The 20,821-nt window shown below is 53.0% G+C and carries 15 protein-coding genes; 6 read left to right on the top strand and 9 right to left on the bottom strand.

The genetic code is table 11. The features are described 5' to 3' along the window. Positions 1–31: 31 nt before the first annotated feature. Entirely contained in the window at positions 32–1,540 is a 1,509-nt protein-coding gene (locus HZZ01_RS12805) for a DASS family sodium-coupled anion symporter (RefSeq protein ID WP_179897885.1), read from the bottom strand. Positions 1,541–2,132: 592 nt separating this feature from the next. Between HZZ01_RS12805 and HZZ01_RS12800 the strand changes: the two genes are divergently transcribed. Together HZZ01_RS12800 and HZZ01_RS12795 are read left to right on the top strand one after the other, a co-directional pair. Continuing rightward, positions 2,133–4,913, top strand: a complete 2,781-nt coding sequence (locus HZZ01_RS12800; protein WP_179897883.1) for a flavocytochrome c — start codon at positions 2,133–2,135, stop codon at positions 4,911–4,913. A gap of 64 nt (positions 4,914–4,977) precedes the next feature. Then, a complete protein-coding gene (locus HZZ01_RS12795) occupies positions 4,978–5,940 on the top strand; it encodes an FAD:protein FMN transferase (RefSeq protein ID WP_179897881.1) in 963 nt (320 codons plus the stop codon). On the opposite strand, the gene dcuR is transcribed toward HZZ01_RS12795, so the two are convergent. After that, positions 5,934–6,653, bottom strand: coding sequence for a two-component system response regulator DcuR (gene dcuR, locus HZZ01_RS12790; protein ID WP_179897879.1), 720 nt, complete (start codon positions 6,651–6,653; stop codon positions 5,934–5,936). The genes HZZ01_RS12795 and dcuR overlap by 7 nt on opposite strands. Further along, the gene (locus HZZ01_RS12785) at positions 6,650–8,239 is read right to left on the bottom strand and encodes a sensor histidine kinase (protein WP_218928201.1); all 1,590 of its coding nucleotides are present in this window, start codon (positions 8,237–8,239) and stop codon (positions 6,650–6,652) included. Before HZZ01_RS12785 ends, dcuR begins: the two co-directional genes overlap by 4 nt. A 351-nt stretch (positions 8,240–8,590) precedes the next feature. On the opposite strand from HZZ01_RS12785, the gene mqo reads away from it, so the two are divergent. After that, positions 8,591–10,240: a malate dehydrogenase (quinone) gene (gene mqo / locus HZZ01_RS12780; protein ID WP_179897875.1), complete on the top strand. Its 1,650-nt coding sequence runs from the start codon at positions 8,591–8,593 to the stop codon at positions 10,238–10,240. Between the two features lie 71 nt (positions 10,241–10,311). Here the strand turns inward: mqo and HZZ01_RS12775 are convergent, their stop codons facing one another. Next, a complete protein-coding gene (locus HZZ01_RS12775) occupies positions 10,312–10,620 on the bottom strand; it encodes a VF530 family DNA-binding protein (RefSeq protein ID WP_179898361.1) in 309 nt (102 codons plus the stop codon). Between the two features lie 183 nt (positions 10,621–10,803). On the opposite strand from HZZ01_RS12775, the gene HZZ01_RS12770 reads away from it, so the two are divergent. Continuing rightward, complete coding sequence (locus HZZ01_RS12770) at positions 10,804–12,141, top strand: MFS transporter (protein WP_370463482.1); 1,338 nt, start codon at positions 10,804–10,806, stop codon at positions 12,139–12,141. Positions 12,142–12,311: 170 nt separating this feature from the next. Here HZZ01_RS12770 and eco read toward each other — a convergent pair whose 3' ends face one another. From eco to HZZ01_RS12750, 4 genes are all read right to left on the bottom strand, one after another. Continuing rightward, a complete protein-coding gene (gene eco / locus HZZ01_RS12765) occupies positions 12,312–12,818 on the bottom strand; it encodes a serine protease inhibitor ecotin (protein WP_179897873.1) in 507 nt (168 codons plus the stop codon). A gap of 271 nt (positions 12,819–13,089) precedes the next feature. After that, on the bottom strand, positions 13,090–14,556 hold the full coding sequence (locus HZZ01_RS12760; RefSeq protein WP_179897871.1) for an aspartate aminotransferase family protein: 1,467 nt from the start codon (positions 14,554–14,556) through the stop codon (positions 13,090–13,092). A 14-nt stretch (positions 14,557–14,570) separates the two neighbouring features. Further along, positions 14,571–15,956: a diaminobutyrate--2-oxoglutarate transaminase gene (locus HZZ01_RS12755; protein ID WP_179897869.1), complete on the bottom strand. Its 1,386-nt coding sequence runs from the start codon at positions 15,954–15,956 to the stop codon at positions 14,571–14,573. Between the two features lie 473 nt (positions 15,957–16,429). Then, complete coding sequence (locus HZZ01_RS12750; RefSeq protein WP_179897867.1) at positions 16,430–17,005, bottom strand: TetR/AcrR family transcriptional regulator; 576 nt, start codon at positions 17,003–17,005, stop codon at positions 16,430–16,432. Positions 17,006–17,109: 104 nt separating this feature from the next. Between HZZ01_RS12750 and HZZ01_RS12745 the strand changes: the two genes are divergently transcribed. Continuing rightward, positions 17,110–18,003 carry an ABC transporter six-transmembrane domain-containing protein gene (locus HZZ01_RS12745; RefSeq protein WP_179897865.1) on the top strand — a complete coding sequence of 298 codons (894 nt, stop codon included), beginning with the start codon at positions 17,110–17,112 and terminating at the stop codon, positions 18,001–18,003. Between the two features lie 123 nt (positions 18,004–18,126). Here HZZ01_RS12745 and HZZ01_RS12740 read toward each other — a convergent pair whose 3' ends face one another. After that, positions 18,127–18,876 (bottom strand): NAD(P)-dependent oxidoreductase, encoded by a 750-nt coding sequence (locus tag HZZ01_RS12740; RefSeq protein WP_179897863.1) that lies wholly within the window; start codon positions 18,874–18,876, stop codon positions 18,127–18,129. A 305-nt stretch (positions 18,877–19,181) separates the two neighbouring features. On the opposite strand from HZZ01_RS12740, the gene HZZ01_RS12735 reads away from it, so the two are divergent. After that, on the top strand, positions 19,182–20,378 hold the full coding sequence (locus HZZ01_RS12735) for an MFS transporter (RefSeq protein WP_179897861.1): 1,197 nt from the start codon (positions 19,182–19,184) through the stop codon (positions 20,376–20,378). Positions 20,379–20,821: the final 443 nt, after the last annotated feature.

Below are 20,821 nucleotides of genomic sequence, written 5' to 3'. Positions count from 1 at the left end.
TTATAACGCGTTGATCTGCATGTTGTATCCGTCAGAACATCCACACCATCCACGGATAGGCAATCAGCATCATAGAACCTAAGAAGATGGCACCGAAAATCGTACCCAGGCGCCAGTAATCTTTGGTAGGCAGATAACCGCTGCCGTAGTAAATCGGGCTTGGGCCGGTGCCGTAGGGTGTGATGATGCCCATCACACCCAGAGAGGTACAGAGCATCAGGCAGAAGACCGGCATATTGATGCCTGGAATTGAGGCTGCGATGGTCAGCATGGCCGGTAACAGCGCGGTAGTATGGGCGGTAGTACTGGCAAACAGATAGTGCAGCAGGAAGAAGGCAATCAACAGGACTACCGCTGAAACCTGCGGGTCATAACCCTGCAGCAACATGCCTCCCTCTTTACCTAACCAGGTGATGAAGCCGACGCGGGCCAGGCCATCGGCCAGTGCTACCAGGGTCGCGAACCAGGCAAAGGTGTTCCAGGCCGGTTTGTTACTGGTAATGTCGTTCCAGTTCAGGACGCCAGTCCACAGCATCAGTACCACCACCAGCAGCGCCGCCATCGCCGGCTCGATCCAGGATGTCGCGAAAATCCACATCAGCAGGGCACAGACCACAAACACCAGCAGCAGGATTTCGTTACGGGTCAGTCGGCCCAGTTTTTCCAGTTCCGCGATGGCCCATTTCGGCACTTCATCGTTGATTTTGACTTCAGGCGGGTAGAACCAGTAAGCCAGCAGCGGCATGGTCAGAATCAGCAGTAAGCCCAGTGGCAGGAAGGCCAGGAACCACATGCCCCATGAGATATCAAAACCGACGATGCTTTTCACCAGCGCCAGCGCCAGCAAGTTAGGCGCCAGTGCTGAGAGGAACATAGAACTCGTGATACAGGCTGCGGTAATCGCGACCCACATCAGGTATGAACCGATTTTACGGGCGCTCGGGTCGTTCGGTTTAGAGCCATACAACGGCGGCAGGTTGGCGATAATCGGGTAAATAGTGCCACCACTGCGCGCGGTGTTTGATGGGGTAAACGGCGCGAGAAGCAGGTCAGCAAAGGTAATGGCATACCCCAGCGTCAGACTGCGGCGACCCAGATACTTCACCAGAATCAGGGCCAGGCGACGACCAAACTGCGTTTTGTCATAACCTGCGGCAAACATAAAGGCACCGAAGATGAGCCAGACCGTGGAGTTGCCGAAACCGCTGACTGCCCACTTAAAGGACTCACTGGCGACTTTGAATTTCGGATTAGCCAGCTCGGCTGGGCTGAAAAGAAGGAACTGGCTGAACAGCGCAATGACTACCACGCCGGTCAAACCGATCACCGCGCCAGGCAGCGGTTCAAAGATTAATCCGACAATGACACCGACGAAGATGGCGAAGAAGTGCCAGGCATAGGGTTCGAGACCGGCGGGTGTCGGTACCAGTAACAGTAATATGGCAACGATTACCGGCAGAGCCAGCATAATAGCTTTCTTTTTACCGGGCGCCGCGGGAGCGGCTTTTGGGGGTTCAGTAACAGCTGAGAGTGTTTTCATAGTGTTTTATCTGCAAGTTAAGAAGAATGCGATTTGCGCCCCGGACCTTCACTGATGACTTTCTTTCTTATTCTTAATAGTGTGAATAAACCGCGATGCACTGATTTTGTATAATCAGCTGCTTAACCATTGAGCAGCTTTTTTAAATCCATGTAAATATGATGCGATTTCTGCAAATATAGATTTTGATCCAGATCAAAGAAAATAAATCATTATTCCCGATTTTTTAACATTTATTTTTTATTTATATTTACAACATCGGTATTTTGACGGTTTTGTGAAGCTGGTCGATAAGTCATTAGTTCATAGAAATCGAATTTTATTGTTTAACTAAATGATTATAAAAGATTTATTTTTAATGTAAATCATTGGTTGATTTTTGGTAACGCTTAGTTAACAATCAATATAACTTCACTTTATCCTTACGGCAAATAAAAAACTCCAGATGGTTTAAAAGTTAAAAAAGTAAATTTATCGCTTATGAAAGCAAAGAAATGTGTATATTAACGGCATGACATCGGACCACTTAATTAAGCGATAACTTGCGTCCGCTAAAAAATTTCCAGACTTTTAAATCTTGGAGTTTATCGCAATGAAATCTCTCACTCCCATCCTTAATCCACTGACCCTGCCTAATGGCGCTGTTTTAAAAAACCGACTGGTGATGGCACCCATGACCACCTGTACCGGCTTTTATGACGGCACTGTCACCAGCGAGCTGGTCGAGTACTATCGCGCACGTGCTGGCAGCATCGGAACCGTGATCGTTGAGTGCTGCTTTATTGATAACCGTGGCCCGGCATTTCCGGGTGCCATTGCTATCGACAGCGACAACAAAATTCCCGGTCTGAAACGTATCGCGGACGCAATCAAATCTGAAGGCTCTACTGCTATCCTGCAGATCTATCACGGTGGCCGCATGGTCGAGCCGGAACTGATTGGCGGGAAAACGCCGGTTGCGCCAAGCGCTATCGCGGCACCGCGTGAAGGGGCAACCAAACCTCTGGCGCTGAGTGCCGAAGAAGTCGATACCATGATCACCAAATTTGGTGATGCGGTGAACCGCGCCATTAAGGCTGGTTTCGATGGCGTTGAAATTCATGGTGCCAACACCTACCTGATTCAGCAGTTCTATTCACCCAACTCTAACCAGCGTGATGACAAGTGGGGCGGCAGTCGTGATAACCGCGCGCGCTTCCCGCTGGAAGTGCTGGAAATCACCCACAAGATGGCTGAACGCTTCGCTCATAATTCCTTCATCATCGGCTATCGCTTCTCACCGGAAGAGATTGAAGTCCCCGGCATCCGCTTTGATGACACGCTGTATCTGCTGGAAAAACTGGCCGCGCGTGGACTCGATTACGTTCACTTCTCTGTGGGTCAGCTGCTGCGCCCGTCGATTGTCGATACTCAGGACCCGACGCCGCTGATTGAGAAATTTGTCGCGATGCGTTCACCTGAGCTGGCAAAAGTGCCGGTGATTGGTGTTGGCGGCGTGGTAAATAAAGCCGATGCGGAACTGGCGCTGGAGAAAGGCTACGATCTGGTGGCGATTGGTAAAGCCTGTATTGCCTATCCGAACTGGACTGATCGCATCATCAACAATGAGCACCTTGAACTCTACATCGACAGCAACAAACGCGAAGAGCTTCAGATTCCTGAACCGCTGTGGCGCTTCTCACTGGTCGATGCGATGATCCGCGACACCAGCGAATCTGGACGTAAATACAAAGCGGGCGTCTATCAGGAAAAAGTCGAAGCCGAAGCGCTGAAACTGAAAATTAACGTCACGCTGGATACCGACCGTATCACCGACATCTCGCTGGTGCCGGATGACACGCTGGATGTGGACTTCACCACCACCTTTGAAAGCCTGCGCAGCCGCATCCTGGTGGCGAACAGCCCACACGTCGATGCAATTACCGGCGCAACCACCCAGAGTGAGGCGCTGAAAAAAGCGGTTTCCCGCGCGATGACCACCTCCAGCAAAGAGCATGTGATCGAGGAGGGCGGTAACCCTAACGCACCACAGAACTACGATGTGGTGATTGTGGGTAGCGGCGGTGCCGGTCTGGCAGCGGCAATTCAGGCGCACGATGAAGGCGCGCGCGTGGTGATCATCGAGAAGATGCCGACCATTGGCGGCAACACGATTAAAGCGTCTGTAGGCATGAACGCCGCTGAAACCCGCTTCCAGAAACTCAAAGGTATTGAAGACAGCAAAGAGTTGTTCTATGAAGAGACCCTGAAAGGAGGCCAGTTCAAAAACAATCCGGTGCTGCTGCGTGAGTTTGTTGACCTGGCACCTGAGGCCATTGAGTGGCTGGCAGATAAAGGCATTGAGCTTAACGACATCACTATTACCGGCGGAATGAGCATCGACCGTACTCACCGTCCGGCTGACCGCTCAGCGGTGGGTGGGTTCCTGATTAGCGGCCTGGTAAAAAATATCAACAGCCGCAACATCGAAGTCCTGCTGGAAACCTCCGTCGCCGAGATCCTCTATGAGAATGGGGCTGTAGCGGGCGTGAAAGTGGTTGATGAGTACAACGACAGCCGTATTCTGAACGCCAAAAGCGTCATTGTGGCGACCGGTGGATTCAGTGCGAACCGTGAGCTGGTGGTGAAATACCGTCCTGAACTTGATGGCTTCGTGACGACCAACCATAAAGGCGCCACCGGCAGCGGTATTGCGATGCTGGAAAAAATTGGTGCCGGCACCGTGGATATGGGCGAAATCCAGATTCACCCAACGGTTGAGCAGACCACCTCTTATCTGGTCTCCGAATCCATTCGTGGCGGCGGTGCTATTCTTGTCAGCCAGGCGGGCGAGCGTTTCTACAACGAAATGGAAACCCGCGACAAAGTTTCCGCTCAGATTATCGCGCTGCCAGAGAAGAGTGCCTGGATTGTATTTGACGAGCAGGTGCGCATGAACAACAAAGCGGCTGATGAATACATCGCCAAAGGCTTTGTCATCAGCGCGCCAACCGTGGCGGAACTGGCGGTGAAACTCAACATGAGTGAGCATCACACCCTGGAAGCAACGCTGGCACGTTACAACAACTTCGTCATTATGCAGAAGGATGAAGACTTTGGTCGTCAGACCGCGCTGCGTCATCCGCTGAGTGAAGCGCCGTTCTACGCGATTCGTGTTGCTCCGGGTGTTCACCACACTATGGGTGGCGTCACTATCGACACCACAACAGCCGTGCTGGACAGCCAGAAACAGGTAATCAACGGTGCCTGGGCGTGTGGTGAAGTGGTTGGCGGCATCCACGGTGCGAACCGTATCGGCGGTAACGCTGTCGCGGATATCATCATCTTTGGTATTCTGGCCGGTGGTAACGCCGCCGCTTACGCCCGACATTAACGGCAGTCTCCGGCATCCGCATTCTGCGGGTGCCGGTATTTTCCTTTTAAAAGCAGAGTCGCCTATGTTAACTGATGCGCGTGTCTATGCTTACTCCGCTGTCTTAATGGGGTCGCCCATTCTGCTTAAACTTTTCGATGACAACCAGACGCTGGCCGGACAGGTTTTCCGCCTGATTAAACAGCAGGAAAATCTCCTGACGGTTAACCGCGCGGCGTCTGAAGTGATGGAAATTAACCACGCGGCAGGGCAGCATCCGGTCATCGTCAGCCAGCCAGTTTTTGATTTGATTGCCTGCGCGCATGCGGTGAGCTTACTCCCGGACAGCCTGTTCAACCTGGCTATCGGCCCGCTGGTGAAGTGCTGGAAGATTGGCTTTCAGGGCCACAGCGTTCCCTCGGAAACCGAGCTTCAGGCGCGCATGGCGCTGACGAATCCGCATGAAGTGATACTGGATGCCGCAAACCGCACTGTCATGCTGGCAAGGCCCGGGATGGAAATTGACCTGGGTGCCATCGCCAAAGGGTATATCGCCGATCTTGTTCAGGCGTTTTTACGCCAGCAGCAGGTCAGTAGTGCGTTGATTAATCTGGGTGGAAACGTGCAGACGGTGGGCGCGCCACCCGATGAAGCGGGCTGGGCAATCGGCCTGAAAAAACCTTTTGGTGAGGCTGATGAGCTGATTGGGGTGATTGGGGTGAATAATCGCTCGGTGGTGACATCGGGTATCTATGAACGCTATTTCGAGCTTGAGGGCGTCTGTTATCATCACATCCTCAATCCCCATAGCGGTTATCCGCTGAATAATGATCTGCTGAGCGTCACCGTGATCTCTGATCGATCACTGGATGGCGACATCTACACTACGCTGCTCTATGGCCTGGGCGTCGAAAAGGGGATTGCCTGCCTGGCTGATAAACGGGGCATTGAAGCGATTTTTGTGACCCGTGACAGGCAGGTGATCTGCTCGTCACAACGTCACTTTTCATTTCAGTTACTGGACACCGATTACCAGCTGGTTCACTGACAGTATTGTTTGAGCAGAGTGTGATACTCCGGTTGCAGCCGATAGCGGTAAACCGGACGGCCCGTGACGCCATAGTGAATGCTGGTGAACAGAATATTAATCTGCGCCAGCCAGATCAGGTATTTGCGGCAGGAGACGCGGGAGATATTTACTTCCGTTGCCAGTTCATCGGTAGAAAACTCGCTGCCCGGATGCGCATCGATCCACAGGCACAGTGTGCGAAGCGTCTGTGGCGTTAATCCTTTCGGCAGACGTTTCTGCTCGTTGGCGCCTGGCGGATTACCATGTAACAGCTGATCAACGTCTGACTGCTGGTAGAACTGATGATTATCCATTAGCGATTTCTTCTGTCGCCAGCCGGTCAGCGCCTCTTCGAAGCGGGCAAACTGGAAAGGCTTGATCAGATAATCTACTACGCCATAGTTGAGTGAGGTTTTGATGGTGGCGGCATCGGCGGCTGACGAGATAATAATCACGTCGACCGGACGACCTGCGCTGCGCAGTTCCGGCAGCAGGTCGAGACCGTTTTCCTGCTGCATATAGATATCAAGCAGGATCAAATCAACCTGTGGCTCATCCAGCGCCAGCCGCTCCTTAGCCTGCTGTAAGGTTGAGGCGGTGCCACAGCAGGTAAAGCCTGGGATCTGCCCGATATAGCAGCGGTTCAGCTCGGCTACCATAGCGTCATCATCGACAACTAACACATTGATCATTGGGTAATCATTCCTCTCTCCCACGGAAGTTGCACTAAGAATTGGGTGAATACACCCGGTTCCGACTCAACACTGACGCTGCCGCCCAGGCTTTCTGTTTGTTGCTTAACCAGAAACAATCCGACACCGCGATCATCGCCTTTCGACGAGACGCCACGCTCAAAAATGGCGCTGAGCTGTGTGCCGTCAATACCGGGCCCGTCATCACTCACTTCGCAGGCTAACCAGCCATTCTGATAATGCAGCATGAGATGAATTTCCCCTTCGGTTTCCGGGTCCAGCGCCTCAAGCGCATTTTCAATTAAATTGCCCAGCACGGTGATCAGGACGGCATTCTGCGCCTCGCTGCCGCAGTCGGGCAGAAAACTCGCTTCATCAATAATCAGCTGATGGCCTTCATCGGTCACCCGATTGATTTTGCTGAGCAGAAAGCCGGCGATGACCGGCGATTTGATCTTCTGCATCAGCGACCCAATCTCCGTCTGATAAGCGTTGGCCGTTTTCAGAATGTACTCTTCCATTTGTGCATAATTTTTCATATGTAGCAGGCCCAGAATCACATGCAGCTTGTTCATGAATTCATGGGACCGCTCACGTAACGCGTCTACATAGTTTACCATGCCGTCCAGACGCTGCATCAGCTGGCTGATCTCGGTCTTGTCTCTGAAAGTGGTCACCGCGCCAATAATGCGGTCACGACTGCGAACCGGCACGGTGTTACTGATCAGAATGCGGTTACCCAGCGTCAGCTCCTGATCGTGCCAGGCTTTGCCCGCATCCAGGGCATCCTGCTGATGGCGGTGCATCACGCTCTCTTCGGCAATCAGATCGCCGCTTAATGGCATTTTGCGCGTAGTCTCATGCAGCAGCTGTTGCGCCGCGTGGTTGATCAGGCTGACACGCGATTGATCATCGACCGCAATCACACCCTCTTTAATCGAATTGAGAATCGCCTGTCGCTGCTCGAACAAGCTGGAAATTTCGTGCGGCTCCAGCCCAAGTAAGATGGTTTTGAGTCGCCTGACCAGAATAAAAATACCCAGCATGCCCACAAGACCACCAAATAAGACGGTCCAGACGATATTCCAGCGACTTTTAGCAATCTGCGCCGCCACATCATTCAGCGCGATGCCGATCGCCACCACACCGATCTGCTGATGCTGTGCGTCATAGACCGGTGTAAACACCCGCAGTGCCTCCACCAGAACGCCATGATTGACCGCCACATTTTCCCGACCACCGAGAGCCGGATAGATATCGTTGCCGACAAAATGTTTGCCGATCACCGCCGGGTTCGGGTGGGAGAATCGAATACCCTTCATATCTGTGACCACCACAAACAGCAGACCATTGCGCTTGCGCGCCGCTTCAGCCAGTGGCTGAATCTGACCGCTGCTATCCGGCAACAGTAAACCACGCTGTACTTCTGGCGTGTCTGCCAGCGTTCGTGCGACCGCCATCGCCTTGTCTTTGAGATGCGACTGCGCAAAGTTATCAATCTGCACGAAGTAGAGCAGATGGACAGCGACCAGAACGGTGATGATAACCGCAGTCATCATCAGCGAGGTCAGGGTACTGAGTTTCATGGGTCGTTTAGTCACGGCATGTCGTTTCTGTGGTTGGCTTTTCATGGATGTTCAGCGCGGGTGGGAGATCGCCGGAAAACATACGCTAACTCACCGCATCAGTACAGTTTTAGCGGGCTGCGCGTGGGCGATCGCCAGTTAACAATATTTGTGTTAGGGGATTGTATAATTCAAAGGACATCCTTAATGTGTGGTTAAAATATGAAATTAATTCGGTAAGCCTTTTGTAATTAAAATAAGGCTAAATTGCTATTTTTAATTTTATAACTATTTTCACATTAACTCATAAATAACATTATTTTAAACTTTGAGGACTTTTTTTAACCAGTACCGTCTGAGCTGTAGATTAAAATGATGAATTCAAAGAAAGTTATTCCCACCCTTTCCCTCGCGGCCCTGTTAGTTTCTTCAGCCCTCCATGCTGAAACCTCACCAGAAAAAACTGACGTCCTGTTAATTGGCGGCGGCATTATGAGCGCCTCAATGGGCACCATGCTGGAAGAGCTGCAGCCTGGCTGGAAACAGATCATGGTTGAGAAGCTGGATGGCGTGGCACTGGAATCCTCTAACGGCTGGAATAATGCCGGTACCGGTCACTCTGCCAACATGGAGCTGAACTATACGCCTGAGCGTAAAGACGGTTCTATCGACGTTTCTAAAGCGCTGGAAATAAACGAAGCGTTCATGATTTCACGCCAGTTCTGGAGTTCACAGATTAAAGAGGGCGTGATGCACGATCCGCGCTCTTTCATCAACTCAACGCCACATATGAGCTTTGTCTGGGGCGACAACGTCGACTTCCTGACCAAACGCTATGCTGCGCTGCAGAAAACCGCGCTGTTCCAGGGCATGAAGTTCTCTACCGATCACAAGCAGATCGCGCAGTGGGCACCGCTGGTCATGGAAGGTCGTGATCCCCAGCAGAAAGTGGCTGCGACCTGGACGCCAGTGGGTACTGACGTTAACTACGGTGAAATCACCCGTCAGTTGATCGGCAGCCTGAAAAAGAATGATAACTTCCGTCTGGAAACCTCGTCTGAGGTCACTGACTTCAAACGTAACGGCGACAACTCCTGGCATGTCACTATTAAAGACGCCAAAAACGGCAACGAACGTGCTGTTGATGCGAAATATGTCTTTATCGGTGCTGGCGGCGGCGCGCTGAAATTACTGCAGAAAACCGGCATTCCGGAAGCAGATAACTATGCAGGCTTCCCGGTGGGCGGCTCATTCCTGGTTACCGAGAACAAAGCGATTGCCGATCGTCACCTGGCGAAAGTTTATGGTCAGGCATCAACGGGTGCACCGCCAATGTCCGTTCCGCATCTGGATACCCGTTATCTGGATGGCAAACGCGTCGTGCTGTTTGGACCGTTCGCGACTTTCTCAACTAAGTTCCTGAAAAATGGTTCACTGTTTGATCTGCTGAGCACCACCACCACCCATAACATCGTGCCGATGACCGATGTGGGTATGGATAACTTCGACCTGGTGAAATACCTGGTGGGTCAGGTGATGCTGACGGAAGAAGACCGTTTCGAAGCGTTGAAAGAGTACTATCCGGACGCCAAGAAAGAGGACTGGAAACTGATTCAGGCTGGTCAGCGTGTTCAGATCATCAAGAAAGATGCTGACAAAGGTGGCGTGCTGAAACTGGGTACAGAAATTGTGACCGATCAGCAGAAAACTGTCGCTGCGCTGCTGGGTGCTTCTCCTGGTGCATCAACCGCCGCGCCGATCTCTCTGAGCGTGATGCAGAAACTGTTCCCGGAAGAGTTTAAGTCACCTGAATGGCAGGCAAAAATCCACAAGATGATTCCGGGCTACGGTCAGAAACTGAATGACAATGTGCCATTGCTGCAGCAGGTCTGGAATGAGACCGCTGCAACTCTGCAGCTGACAACGCCACCAGTGATCAACATGGAGGGCAAAACCGCAGACGCGCCGGCTGCACAGCCTGAGAAAGCTGCGCCTTCAGCGAAACACGATATGGCGCTGTAACAGCGACCTGACGTAAAAAAAGCCCGCACAGGTTAACCTGCGCGGGCTTTTTAATTGCCGCTTTATCGGTGTCACTCCGGCGTTTTACCGCGCCAGTTGCCCCAGGGATCGTCAGCAGTGGCCTGATCGGTGTCTGCCGGTTCTTCACGCGTTGCGGATTGCGTGCTTAACGAGTCGAGATAAAGCGCTTCAACTTCAGCCCGCGCCCAGGGCGTACGACGTAAAAACTTCAGACTTGATTTAACACTGGGATCGCTTTTAAAGCAGTTAATATTGATCCGTTTTCCCAGCTCCGCCCAGCCATACTGCGCGACTAAACTGTTAATCTGCATCTCCAGCGTTACGCCATGCAGAGGATCTTTTGAGGTGTGTGCGTTCATCATCTATCCGCCTGATTCAGTCAATGCCGCACATCCTGACAACCGTAAAGCGGATGTGCAAGGACTCAAGGTGAAAAAGCTCACCAGCGACGTATCATCGCGACTTTTATGTGTCGGGGTTAACGCGATGGGCAGAAGAGCGCGCAGGCATGCAGCGAGTGTGGTAATCATAAGCAACTGATGATGCGACAAAAAGGATCGCCTGCTTTGACGGTACCCGCCGATAATCTGCTCAGCTCCGCCAGCCGTAAACGTGCTCTGCTTGCCGGTTCAGTAGGGAATTTCATTGAATGGTATGAGTTCGCGGTTTATGGCTTTCTGGCTACCGTTATTGCGCAGAACTTCTTCCGGCTGGAAGGGGAATCGGCGCTGACCGGGCTGCTGCTGACCTATGCCTCATTTGCTATCGCCTTTTTCTTCCGTCCACTTGGTGCGATCATCTTTGGCCGGATGGGCGATCGCATCGGGCGCAAACCCACGCTGATCTTTGTATTGATCATGATGACGCTGGCGACGGCAGCAATCGGTTTGGTTCCCACTTACGCTCAGTCGGGCATCCTGGCGCCGCTGATCGTAACCGGCCTGCGTATCCTGCAGGGGCTTTTCGCCGGGGGCGAGTATGGCGGGGCGGTTTCACTCATGACGGAATTTGCGCCGCGCGGCAAGCGGGGTCTGTATGGCGCGTGGCAATCCTTTACCGTCGCGCTGGGTTTGCTGGCCGGTGCGGGCATTGTCGCGCTGCTCTCTGTGCTGCTGACGCCGGAGCAGATGCTGAGCTGGGGCTGGCGCATCCCGTTCTTTGTCGCGCTGCCGCTGGGTGTTCTGGCGCTCTGGCTGCGGATGCAGATGGAGGAGACGCCGGCATTTATTCAGCAACAGGCGCAACCTGTAGCAAAAGTTGATGCCAGCCTGGGCGACACGCTAAAAACGATTCTGCTGGGCATCTGCCGACTGATGGTGTGGTCGGCAGCGGGTTACACCTGGCTGGTGATCATGCCGACTTACCTGCAGGCTTCGCTGCACACTGGCTTTAATCAGGCGCTGCTGATTGCGGTGATATCTAACCTCGGCTTCGCCGCCACCATTATCCCGGCTGGAATGCTGAGCGACAGGATTGGCCGCCGTACGGTGATGGTCTCCGCAGCGGTACTGTTGCTGGTGCTCTCTTTGCCGCTGCTCAATGTGCTGCAGTCAGAAAGTTCCGGCCTGCTGTTAAAAGCGCTGGTGGTGTTTGTCGCGGGCGGAGTGGTCGGCTTGCTGGCAGGGCCGGGTCCCGCGATGCTGGCCGAGATGTTCCCGACGCGCGTACGCTACACCGGGCTGGGACTGGCCTATTCGCTCTCCAATGCGGTATTTTCCGGCTGCGCCGGATTAATCATCACCGGGCTGATAAAAGAGACGGGTAATCCCGATATTCCCGCCTGGTATGTGATGGCGACAGCGCTGGTGAGTATTATGGCACTGATGACGCTGAACAAAGATGACCATTTGCGGCTGCTGGACGAGCCTCCAGCGCACTGATAAGCGCGAGATTACATGACATATGGCAGGTGTTAATGTGCCGTCAGGCGGTGAAAAGAGGAATGATGTATGAGTAAGCCGGAGAGAACAGAGGGCGGTCTGCTGATTTAAGGCAGGTCAATGAGCACCTGCCTTAAGGGCGGGAGGCGTTAATCAATAGCAGCCCGCGGTTATTTCTGCTGAGCGCTCCCGAGCGTTTCGCTTGCTTTCCAGGTGCGATACTTAACCTCTACATTCGCCGGGGTATAGACCACGATCGGCAGCTTACTGTTGTAATTCAGCATGCCAGCGGTACCCAGGTTAGCCGTCACAAACTTCTTCCTTTTGTTACCGTCGGGGCAGGCCATCATTGTCGACATTGTCATGGCAGCATCTGCTTTTTCTGGGGTCTTAAAGACAAAGTAATCGTAGCCCCAGCCCTGTACGGTTCCGACCTGCAACTTTCCAGCGAGGACGTGCTGGTTACAGTCCACTTCAAGTGTCTGGCCTATCAACAGCTCAATCTTATAAGACGATTCATTCTGACGTGTCGGCAACTCAATGACCTGTCGAATATTTCCTTTCTCTGCCTGAGGATAGGGCGCAAGCGTCGCTAAAGGCTGTGCGGCGGTTGCAAGGCCGGTTGAAAGAGAGGTAGCAGCCAGTAATCCTATTGTGAGTGTTGTAATCCTGCGCATTTATCAGATCCTTAATTGGAGTTTGCGCCACATAAACGTCCATTATTTTGTGGTTTATTCCGTGGCAATCGCTACTATTTTATTCAAACTCATTATTTTATGTCACTCTTGCAAGCTAATGCGCTGAATTTTTTCTGTATGCTTATATTTACATTCATTTGTACATAGCAGCAGTACATTGAGTTCCACGTGTCAGACTTCCCGGCGAAAACCAAAAAAAAGGCTCCACAAGGGAGCCTTTCATTCATTACGACCCATCAGCCTGGCGCGATTACACCAGCTGTTGTGCCGTGGTCTCGACCAGCGTCAGCAACACTTTGATATCTTCCAGTGTCACCGTCGGGTTCAGCAGGGTCATCTTCAGGCAGGTTACGCCATCATGCTCGGTCACACCGACGTTAGCACGTCCTGATTCCAGCAGGGCATCACCAATACGCTGGTTCAGCAGAGCGATATCTGCATTGCTGAAGTGCCCCAGATTTGCCGGACGATAGCGGAACAGCACGCTGGCCAGTTGTGGCTTCATGACCAGCTCCAGTGCAGGCTGCTCATCAACATATTGTGCAACCTGTTGTGCCAGTGTCACACCATGATCGATGATTTCGGCATACTGCTTCTGACCCAGCGCTTCCAGCCCCATCCACAGTTTCAGTGCATCAAAACGGCGGGTGGTCTGCAGCGATTTAGACACCAGATTCGGCACGCCCTGGGCTTCATCGAACTCAGAGTTCAGGTAAGCCGCCTGATAGCGCATCAGTTCATAGTGACGCGCTTCCTTCAGCAGGAAAGCGCCACAGCTGATGGTCTGGAAGAACTGCTTGTGGAAGTCGAGGGTGATGGAATCCACCAGCTCAATGCCATCCAGATAGTCGCGATACTTTTCTGAGAGCAGCAGTGCGCCGCCCCAGGCCGCATCAACGTGCACCCAGATGTTCTCTTCCGCCGCCAGCGCCGCGATTTCACGCAGTGGATCGATCGCACCGGCATCGGTGGTACCGGCTGTGGCAACGATCGCCAGAATGTTTTCGCCGTTGGCTTTAGATGCAGCAAGCTTATGGCGCAGGTCATCCATATCCATGCGGGCATAGCGGTCACATTTCACCTGCGTGACAGACTGATAACCCAGACCCAACAGCGCCATGTTCTTCTGAACGGAGAAGTGTGCGTTCTCTGAGCAGAAGACTTTAATCTTCTTCAGATCGCCGGTTAAGCCATCCTGCTGAACAGAGTGTCCCTGACGGGCAAACCAGGCGTCACGCGCCAGCATCAGACCCATCAGATTGCTCTGGGTGCCGCCGCTGGTGAAGACGCCCGCGTCGCCAGGCTGATACCCTACCTGGGTACGCAGCCATTCAATCAGCTTCATTTCAATCAGGGTGGCAGACGGTGCCTGATCCCATGAATCCATGCTCTGGTTGGTGGCGTTGATCAGCACTTCCGCCGCCTGGCTGATGACCAGGCTCGGACAGTGCAGGTGTGCCACACACTGTGGGTGATGCACCGACAGGCTGTCTTTGAGGAAGTACTCAATAGCGCGTTCAATCGCGGCCTGGTTGCCCAGGCCCTGAGGATTAAAGTCCAGCGTGATGCGCTCGCGTAGCTCTGCGACGGTTTTTCCCTGATACATCTCAGGTTGTTCCAGCCACTTGACGACAGCCGCACTACTCTGGGCAATCGCCTGCTGGTAGGCCTCGGTACTCTGTGCTGAGGCCGCCAGAATCGGGTTTAACCGGGACATTGCATTCACTCCACTCAAACTGGTTTCACGCCAGCTGACAGCAGGGCGTTTTCAAATTTATCCATAAACACGTCAAGTTCTGCATCCGTGATCAGCAGGGAAGGCAGCAGACGTAATACGCTGCCGTGACGCCCGCCACGCTCCAGAATCAGGCCGTTCTCGAAACATTTCTTCTGAACCAGCGCAGACAGTTCGCCGTCTGCCGGGAAACTGCCCATGTGGTCAGCGGCTTCGTCAGGTTTAACCAGCTCGATACCGATCATCAGACCCAGACCGCGCACATTGCCGATAACCGGATAGCGCTGTTGCAGCTCACCCAGTTTACCTTTCAGCCATTCGCCCTGTGCCGCAACTTTGTCAGCGATATTGTTATCTTTCAGCAGTTTCAGCGTGGTCAGGCCGGTGGCCATTGCCAGCTGGTTACCGCGGAAGGTGCCGGTGTGGTGACCCGGAGACCAGGCGTCGAACTCTTTCTTAATGCCCAGCACTGCCAGTGGCAGACCGCCGCCGACCGCTTTGGACATCACAATGATGTCTGGTTCGATACCAGCGTGCTCAAAGGCGAAGAATTTACCGGTGCGGGCGATACCCGCCTGGACTTCGTCGATAATCAGCAGAATGCCATGCTCTTTGGTCACTTTACGGATGCGCTGCAGCCACTCAGCCGGAGCCGGGTTAACACCGCCTTCGCCCTGAACTGCTTCCAGAATCACGGCTGCTGGTTTACGAACGCCGCTTTCAACGTCGTTGATCAGGTTTTCGAAGTAGTAAGTCAGAGCTTTCACGCCCGCTTCACCGCCAATGCCCAGCGGGCAGCGATAGAGGTGCGGATAAGGCATGAACTGCACTTCCGGCATCATGCCATCAACGGCTTCTTTCGGAGAGAGATTGCCGGTGACCGACAGGGCACCGTGGGTCATACCGTGATATGCACCAGAGAAGCTTATGATGCCGGAACGGCCGGTGTGCTTTTTCGCCAGTTTCAGCGCCGCTTCTACGGCATCTGCTCCAGATGGGCCGGTAAATTGCAGGCAGTACTCTTTGCCCTGGCCCGGTAATAAGGAGAGCAGGTACTCAGAGAACTCATCTTTTAAAGGCGTAGTTAAATCAAGAGTATGTAACGGCAAGCCGCTGGTAATGACATGTTGAATACTCTGCAGAACGTCTGGATGGTTATGTCCCAGTGCCAGCGTTCCTGCACCCGCAAGACAGTCGAGATACTGATTATTCTCGACGTCAGTGATCCAGACGCCCTGAGCTTTCGCAATTGCGAACGGCAATTTGCGCGGATAACTGCGAACGTTTGATTCAAATTCAGCCTGACGGGCTAAATAGGTTTCGTTGGTTGCGTTTACGTTCTGTGCATTCAAACTATCAATACGGACTTTATCCGTCATCATATCTCTCCTACAACCGTAACGGGCGTAGCGTCACAGTTGAATAAATAAATTAAAAGGGGTGGCTATGTATAAAGCGCGGCCAATATAGGGGTTTTTAAGGTCCGACTCAATGATTAATTTTATCGGCAGATAGCGGATTCTTTGCTTTAGTAATCAATCAGTTGGTGGGTTTGTGACCGTGTACATCCTTGCCGCTTCGCTCATAGTTTTCTAATTAATGGCGTAAAAACACCAACTTACCCGATTCACCTTGCGCTAAATCAATGATAATAATCTGTGTAAACAGCTGTTTCCCGCAAAAAACGCTATCAAAAAGGGGACTTTTCAGACGGAAAAAGCATAAGTCAGTTTAACTGGCGAAGCCGCATTTATTGCGGGCAAAAAGCGCACAATAATTAAAATAATAAACCTTTCATTAACATTTAATTAATATCTGGCCGTTCTCGTGTCGTTAATAAACCGGATGAACAGTTTTATGACAGGACAATATCAATAAATTGATTTAAGTCTGCCAGTGCCTCAAATGCTTTCTTTTCAGAAGGATTGATGGTCAGCAGGTCGGCATAACCGTTGAGCATGGCGCTGATCTGCCTGGCAGTGCGAGGCACATCAGCACAGTGAAACGTATTATCCGTGACGCCGTCACGAATAATGCCTTCCACCAGCCCCTGCCACACCGTTGTCATCTCATCGGCCAGCGTAGCATAGGCTTCATTGTGGGCAGCGGTCTGCCAGAACGAGGCATAGAGTTGCCAGGTCGCATCGGGTGCGCTCGGCAGATGGCTTTCAAACAGAGTGAGTAAACGCTGGCGGGGCGTGAGCAGCGTCAGGGAGTCAGCAAACGCTTCGAAATCCACTCGCATAAAACGCTCCAGCGCCGCCAGGCAGAGCGTCTGCCAGTTACTGAAATAGTGGTAGATATGACTGCGCGAAATCCCCACGGACTCGGTGAGTTCCCGGGTGGTGACTTTTTCGATCCCTTTTTCGATAAACAGCACTATCGCTGCATCCAGTATTTTGATTCTCAGTGCTTCAGCTGACTCTTTCATTATTCTCCCAATAACGGTCACGTTGACTTTGAGCGGTTGCTCAAATAGACTGCTTTTCATACTTGAGCAACCGCTCAAGAGTGATGATATCAGAAACAGAAAATATGCATTCCTCAAAAACGATCCTTACTGTTGCGGCTCCCCGCAGCGCTATTCTGACATTAAAAATGCTCGGCCGTCGCCATAGCCGCAAGCTGTTCCTTACACTGCTGCTGGTGGTGGCGGAAAATTTCATGTATCTCCTCTATCCGCTGCTGGCGGGGTTTGCGATCAATGCGATCATCTCCGGCAGGACATGGCACGCGGTACTCTATGCGGCGATGGTCTTTACCATGTGGGCCATCGGCGCAGCACGACGCAGCGTGGATACCCGCACCTTTGCCCGCATCTACGCTGAGCTGGCCGTGCCGGTAATTGTGGCGCAGCGTAGCGAAAACCACAGCGCATCTACCATTGCTGCACGCGTGGCGTTGTCACGGGAGTTTGTCGACTTTTTCGAGAAGCATCTGCCGGTGCTGATCACGTCGCTGGCGTCGATGACCGGTGCCGCCGTGATGCTGCTGGCTATCGAGTTCTGGACCGGCGCAGGCTGCCTGGCGATCCTGTTGTTCTTCGCCTGTTTCCTGCCGGGGTTTACCCGCAAAAACGACGCGCTCTTTGGTCGTCTGAATAACCGGCTGGAGAAAGAGGTGAGTTTTGTCAGCAACGCAAACGCCGCGTCTCTGGGCCGTCACTATGGCGTGCTGGCCAGCCTGCGGATTCGCCTCTCCGATCGGGAAGCGTGTGGTTATCTGGCGATCGGTAGCGTCGCGGCGCTGCTGTTTGCTGTCACTATCGCGGTGATGTCAGGCCGTGGCGGCACCGATGCGGGTCACATCTATTCGGTCATGACCTATATGTGGATGTTTGCCATGAGCCTGGATGATGGTCCACAGCTGCTGGAGAAATATTCACAGCTGAAAGACATTGGCCGCCGGGTGAATACAGGCTCGCAATGAGTAGCTTCCTTGAGGCCATATTAAGTCTGGATTCAGTCTCTGGCAGTCACAATGAAACTCCCGCCGAATTCGCCGGCGGGTATGGAGGGTAAGCGTAACAACCCGGCTCCAGATCGGCACGGTTTAATAATCCAGTTCACCCGGCCTGAATGTCCGGAATGCGTTATCAGACGGCGTATAGCTCAGCATCTCCCGCGTCTGTGTCAGATCAAAGCGTTTGAAACGGTTATCGGAAATGCCGTAGCCAATAAAGAAGGCTATGTTCTCTGCTTCGACAGCACCGCTCAGCAATCTGACGGCATCATCGGGACTGAGCCAGGCGCTGTAATCCCGTGCATTATGCTGGCGGTTATCCAGTGCCGGTTCAAACGCCCCGATTCTTAGCGCCACGCTACTCAGACCATGCTGGCTGGCATAGAAAGCGCAGAGCGCTTCACCATAACATTTGGTGACACCATAGAGATTCGCAGGTGAAACGGCCATGCCGGGATGGATCTGCACATCTTTCGGATAGCCTTCAATAGTCTGCGCACTGCTGGCAAAGACCAGACGACGACAGCGATGTTCGGCTGCTGCCTTGAGTAACCAGGTGGTGGAGAGGATATTCGCCGGCAACAAATCGTCGAAACTGGCCTGTGCATCAGGGATACCGGCAAGATGGATAACCGTATCGACAGGCTCTTCGGCCAGTAAGGTCGCCGCTATATCAGGTTGTGACAGATCCGCCACGACAAAACGGTGGGGGACAGGGATTACGTAGTCCGGCTCCCGCCGATCGGTCAGGATAAAACGGTAGTGATTCTGGCTGGCTGCAAAGAACGTCCGGCCGATTCGCCCGCTGGCACCGGTAAGAAGAATAACTCTGGTCGTCATTTACTGAGTCCTGTTAAGTGTCCGGTTACGTCAGTTAACGCTAGCCGACGAGTTAAGCAGACATTCCTGACACACACCCTGATGACCTCTCAGGATTGTGAACTGACACCGCGCAATTTGCGCCAGAGCTGCACGGATTAAAGCTTTCGCTGTTGCAGTCTCAAGTGTGCGCCTGATCACAAAATGGGTTGCTAAGCGTGTTCTTCCTTTTTATAGTCTGACCGCTTCATCCGGACGGGAACACGTTCTGCTTTCTCCCTCCGGCTCATTTCCGTTCTTTCAGCTCAGGCCATTGGGAATCAATTGTGTTAAGAAAAAATCATAAAACCGACGATGCCGGTTTTGTCCGCTGGGCATTGCTGGCCCTTGCGCTGGGCGGCTTTGGCATTGGTACCGGTGAGTTCATCATGATGGGCCTGCTGCCGGATGTGTCACGCTCTCTGGCAATTACCGAACCGCAGGCGGGCAACGCCATCGCCAGTTACGCGCTGGGTGTGGTGGTAGGTGCACCGTTTATTGCGGTACTGGCGGCGCGGATGGCGCGTAAGTCACTGCTGCTGATCCTGATGGCGCTGTTCAGCATCGGCAATGTCGCCAGTGCGATGGCTGATAGCTATCACGGCCTGCTGGTAGCGCGCTTTCTCACCGGCCTGCCACACGGCGCTTATTTTGGCGTCGCGTCGCTGGTGGCGGCTTCACTGGTGCCGATTGAACGGCGTGGTCGTGCACTGGCGTCACTGATGCTGGGACTGACCGTCGCGACGCTGATTGGCGTGCCGCTGGGCTCCTGGATAGGGCAGCTTTTCAGCTGGCATGTGGTGTTCACCTTTGTCGGCGCGATTGGTCTGCTCACCTGCCTGCTGATTGGCCGCTATGTGCCTTACACGGCTGGCGATGCAGATGCGCATCCGCTGCGTGAACTGGGCGCGCTGAAAAATTCACAGGTGCTGCTGACCCTGCTGGTGGGTGCAGTGGGTTTTGGCGGCATGTTTGCTATCTTCAGTTATATCGCGCCGACGCTGATTAACATTGCGGGCATCGCTCCCTCGCTGATCCCCTGGGCGATGGTGGCGTTTGGGCTGGGGATGATCATCGGTAATCTGGTCGGCGGCCGTCTGGCTGATGGTTCGGTGCTGAACATTATTGGCTGGACGCTGTTATGGAACGTGCTGGTAATGCTGGCTTTCCCGGTGCTGGTTCAGCATGTGGCAACCGGACTGCTGGCGACCTTCCTGATCGGCACCTGCTCGGTGTTGCTGCCGTCCCTGCAGATTCGCCTGATGGATGTTGCCAATGATTCGCAAACCCTGGCAGCCGCGATGAACCACTCGGCGCTGAACATTGCCAATGCGATGGGTGCATATCTCGGTGGCCTGACGGTGTCGCTGGGCTACGGGTGGATTTCTACTGCCTGGGTGGGCGTTGCGCTGGGTGTTGCCGGTCTTATTGTTTTTGTGATGACGGCGCGACATGCCGCCCGTCAGCAGGCTCAACTTGCCTGACAGTGAAAGAGCAGGGCGCAGCGATACTGTTTGTCGCTGCGCGTTATGGCAAATGCGCCGTATAGTTTTTCAACAACGATTGAGCGCTGTGATTTTTATTCTCTGACCGTTCAGTGATGATTATCCTTTTCCGACGCCGGAATATAAAAAGGACAAGCAAATCAATACGGGGGGTCCGGACGTCCGGATGTTTGAATTAAATTAAATAATGTTTGCCAAAGTCGATCGGGCATGGCTTAATAGCGCCATCGGTTTGGAACACAGACCTTATCAAAGCAGTTTTAGTAAAGCAGCCCTCAGTGCAAGCGATATCTCTAGATACCCTTTCTTTGTGAGTCTCCTCCTAAAAGCCTGGTAAGTTACCTTCTGAAAGACAGGCCATCTTCGCCACGTAGTGGCTCATAAATTAAGGAAATATCGATGTCTAATAAAATGACTGGTTT

This window comes from Pantoea sp. WMus005 (assembly GCF_013415305.1).
GTDB lineage: Bacteria > Pseudomonadota > Gammaproteobacteria > Enterobacterales > Enterobacteriaceae > Pantoea > Pantoea rara.
Note: the sequence above shows the minus strand (reverse complement) of the source record. Positions and strands in the feature narration are given on the sequence as shown.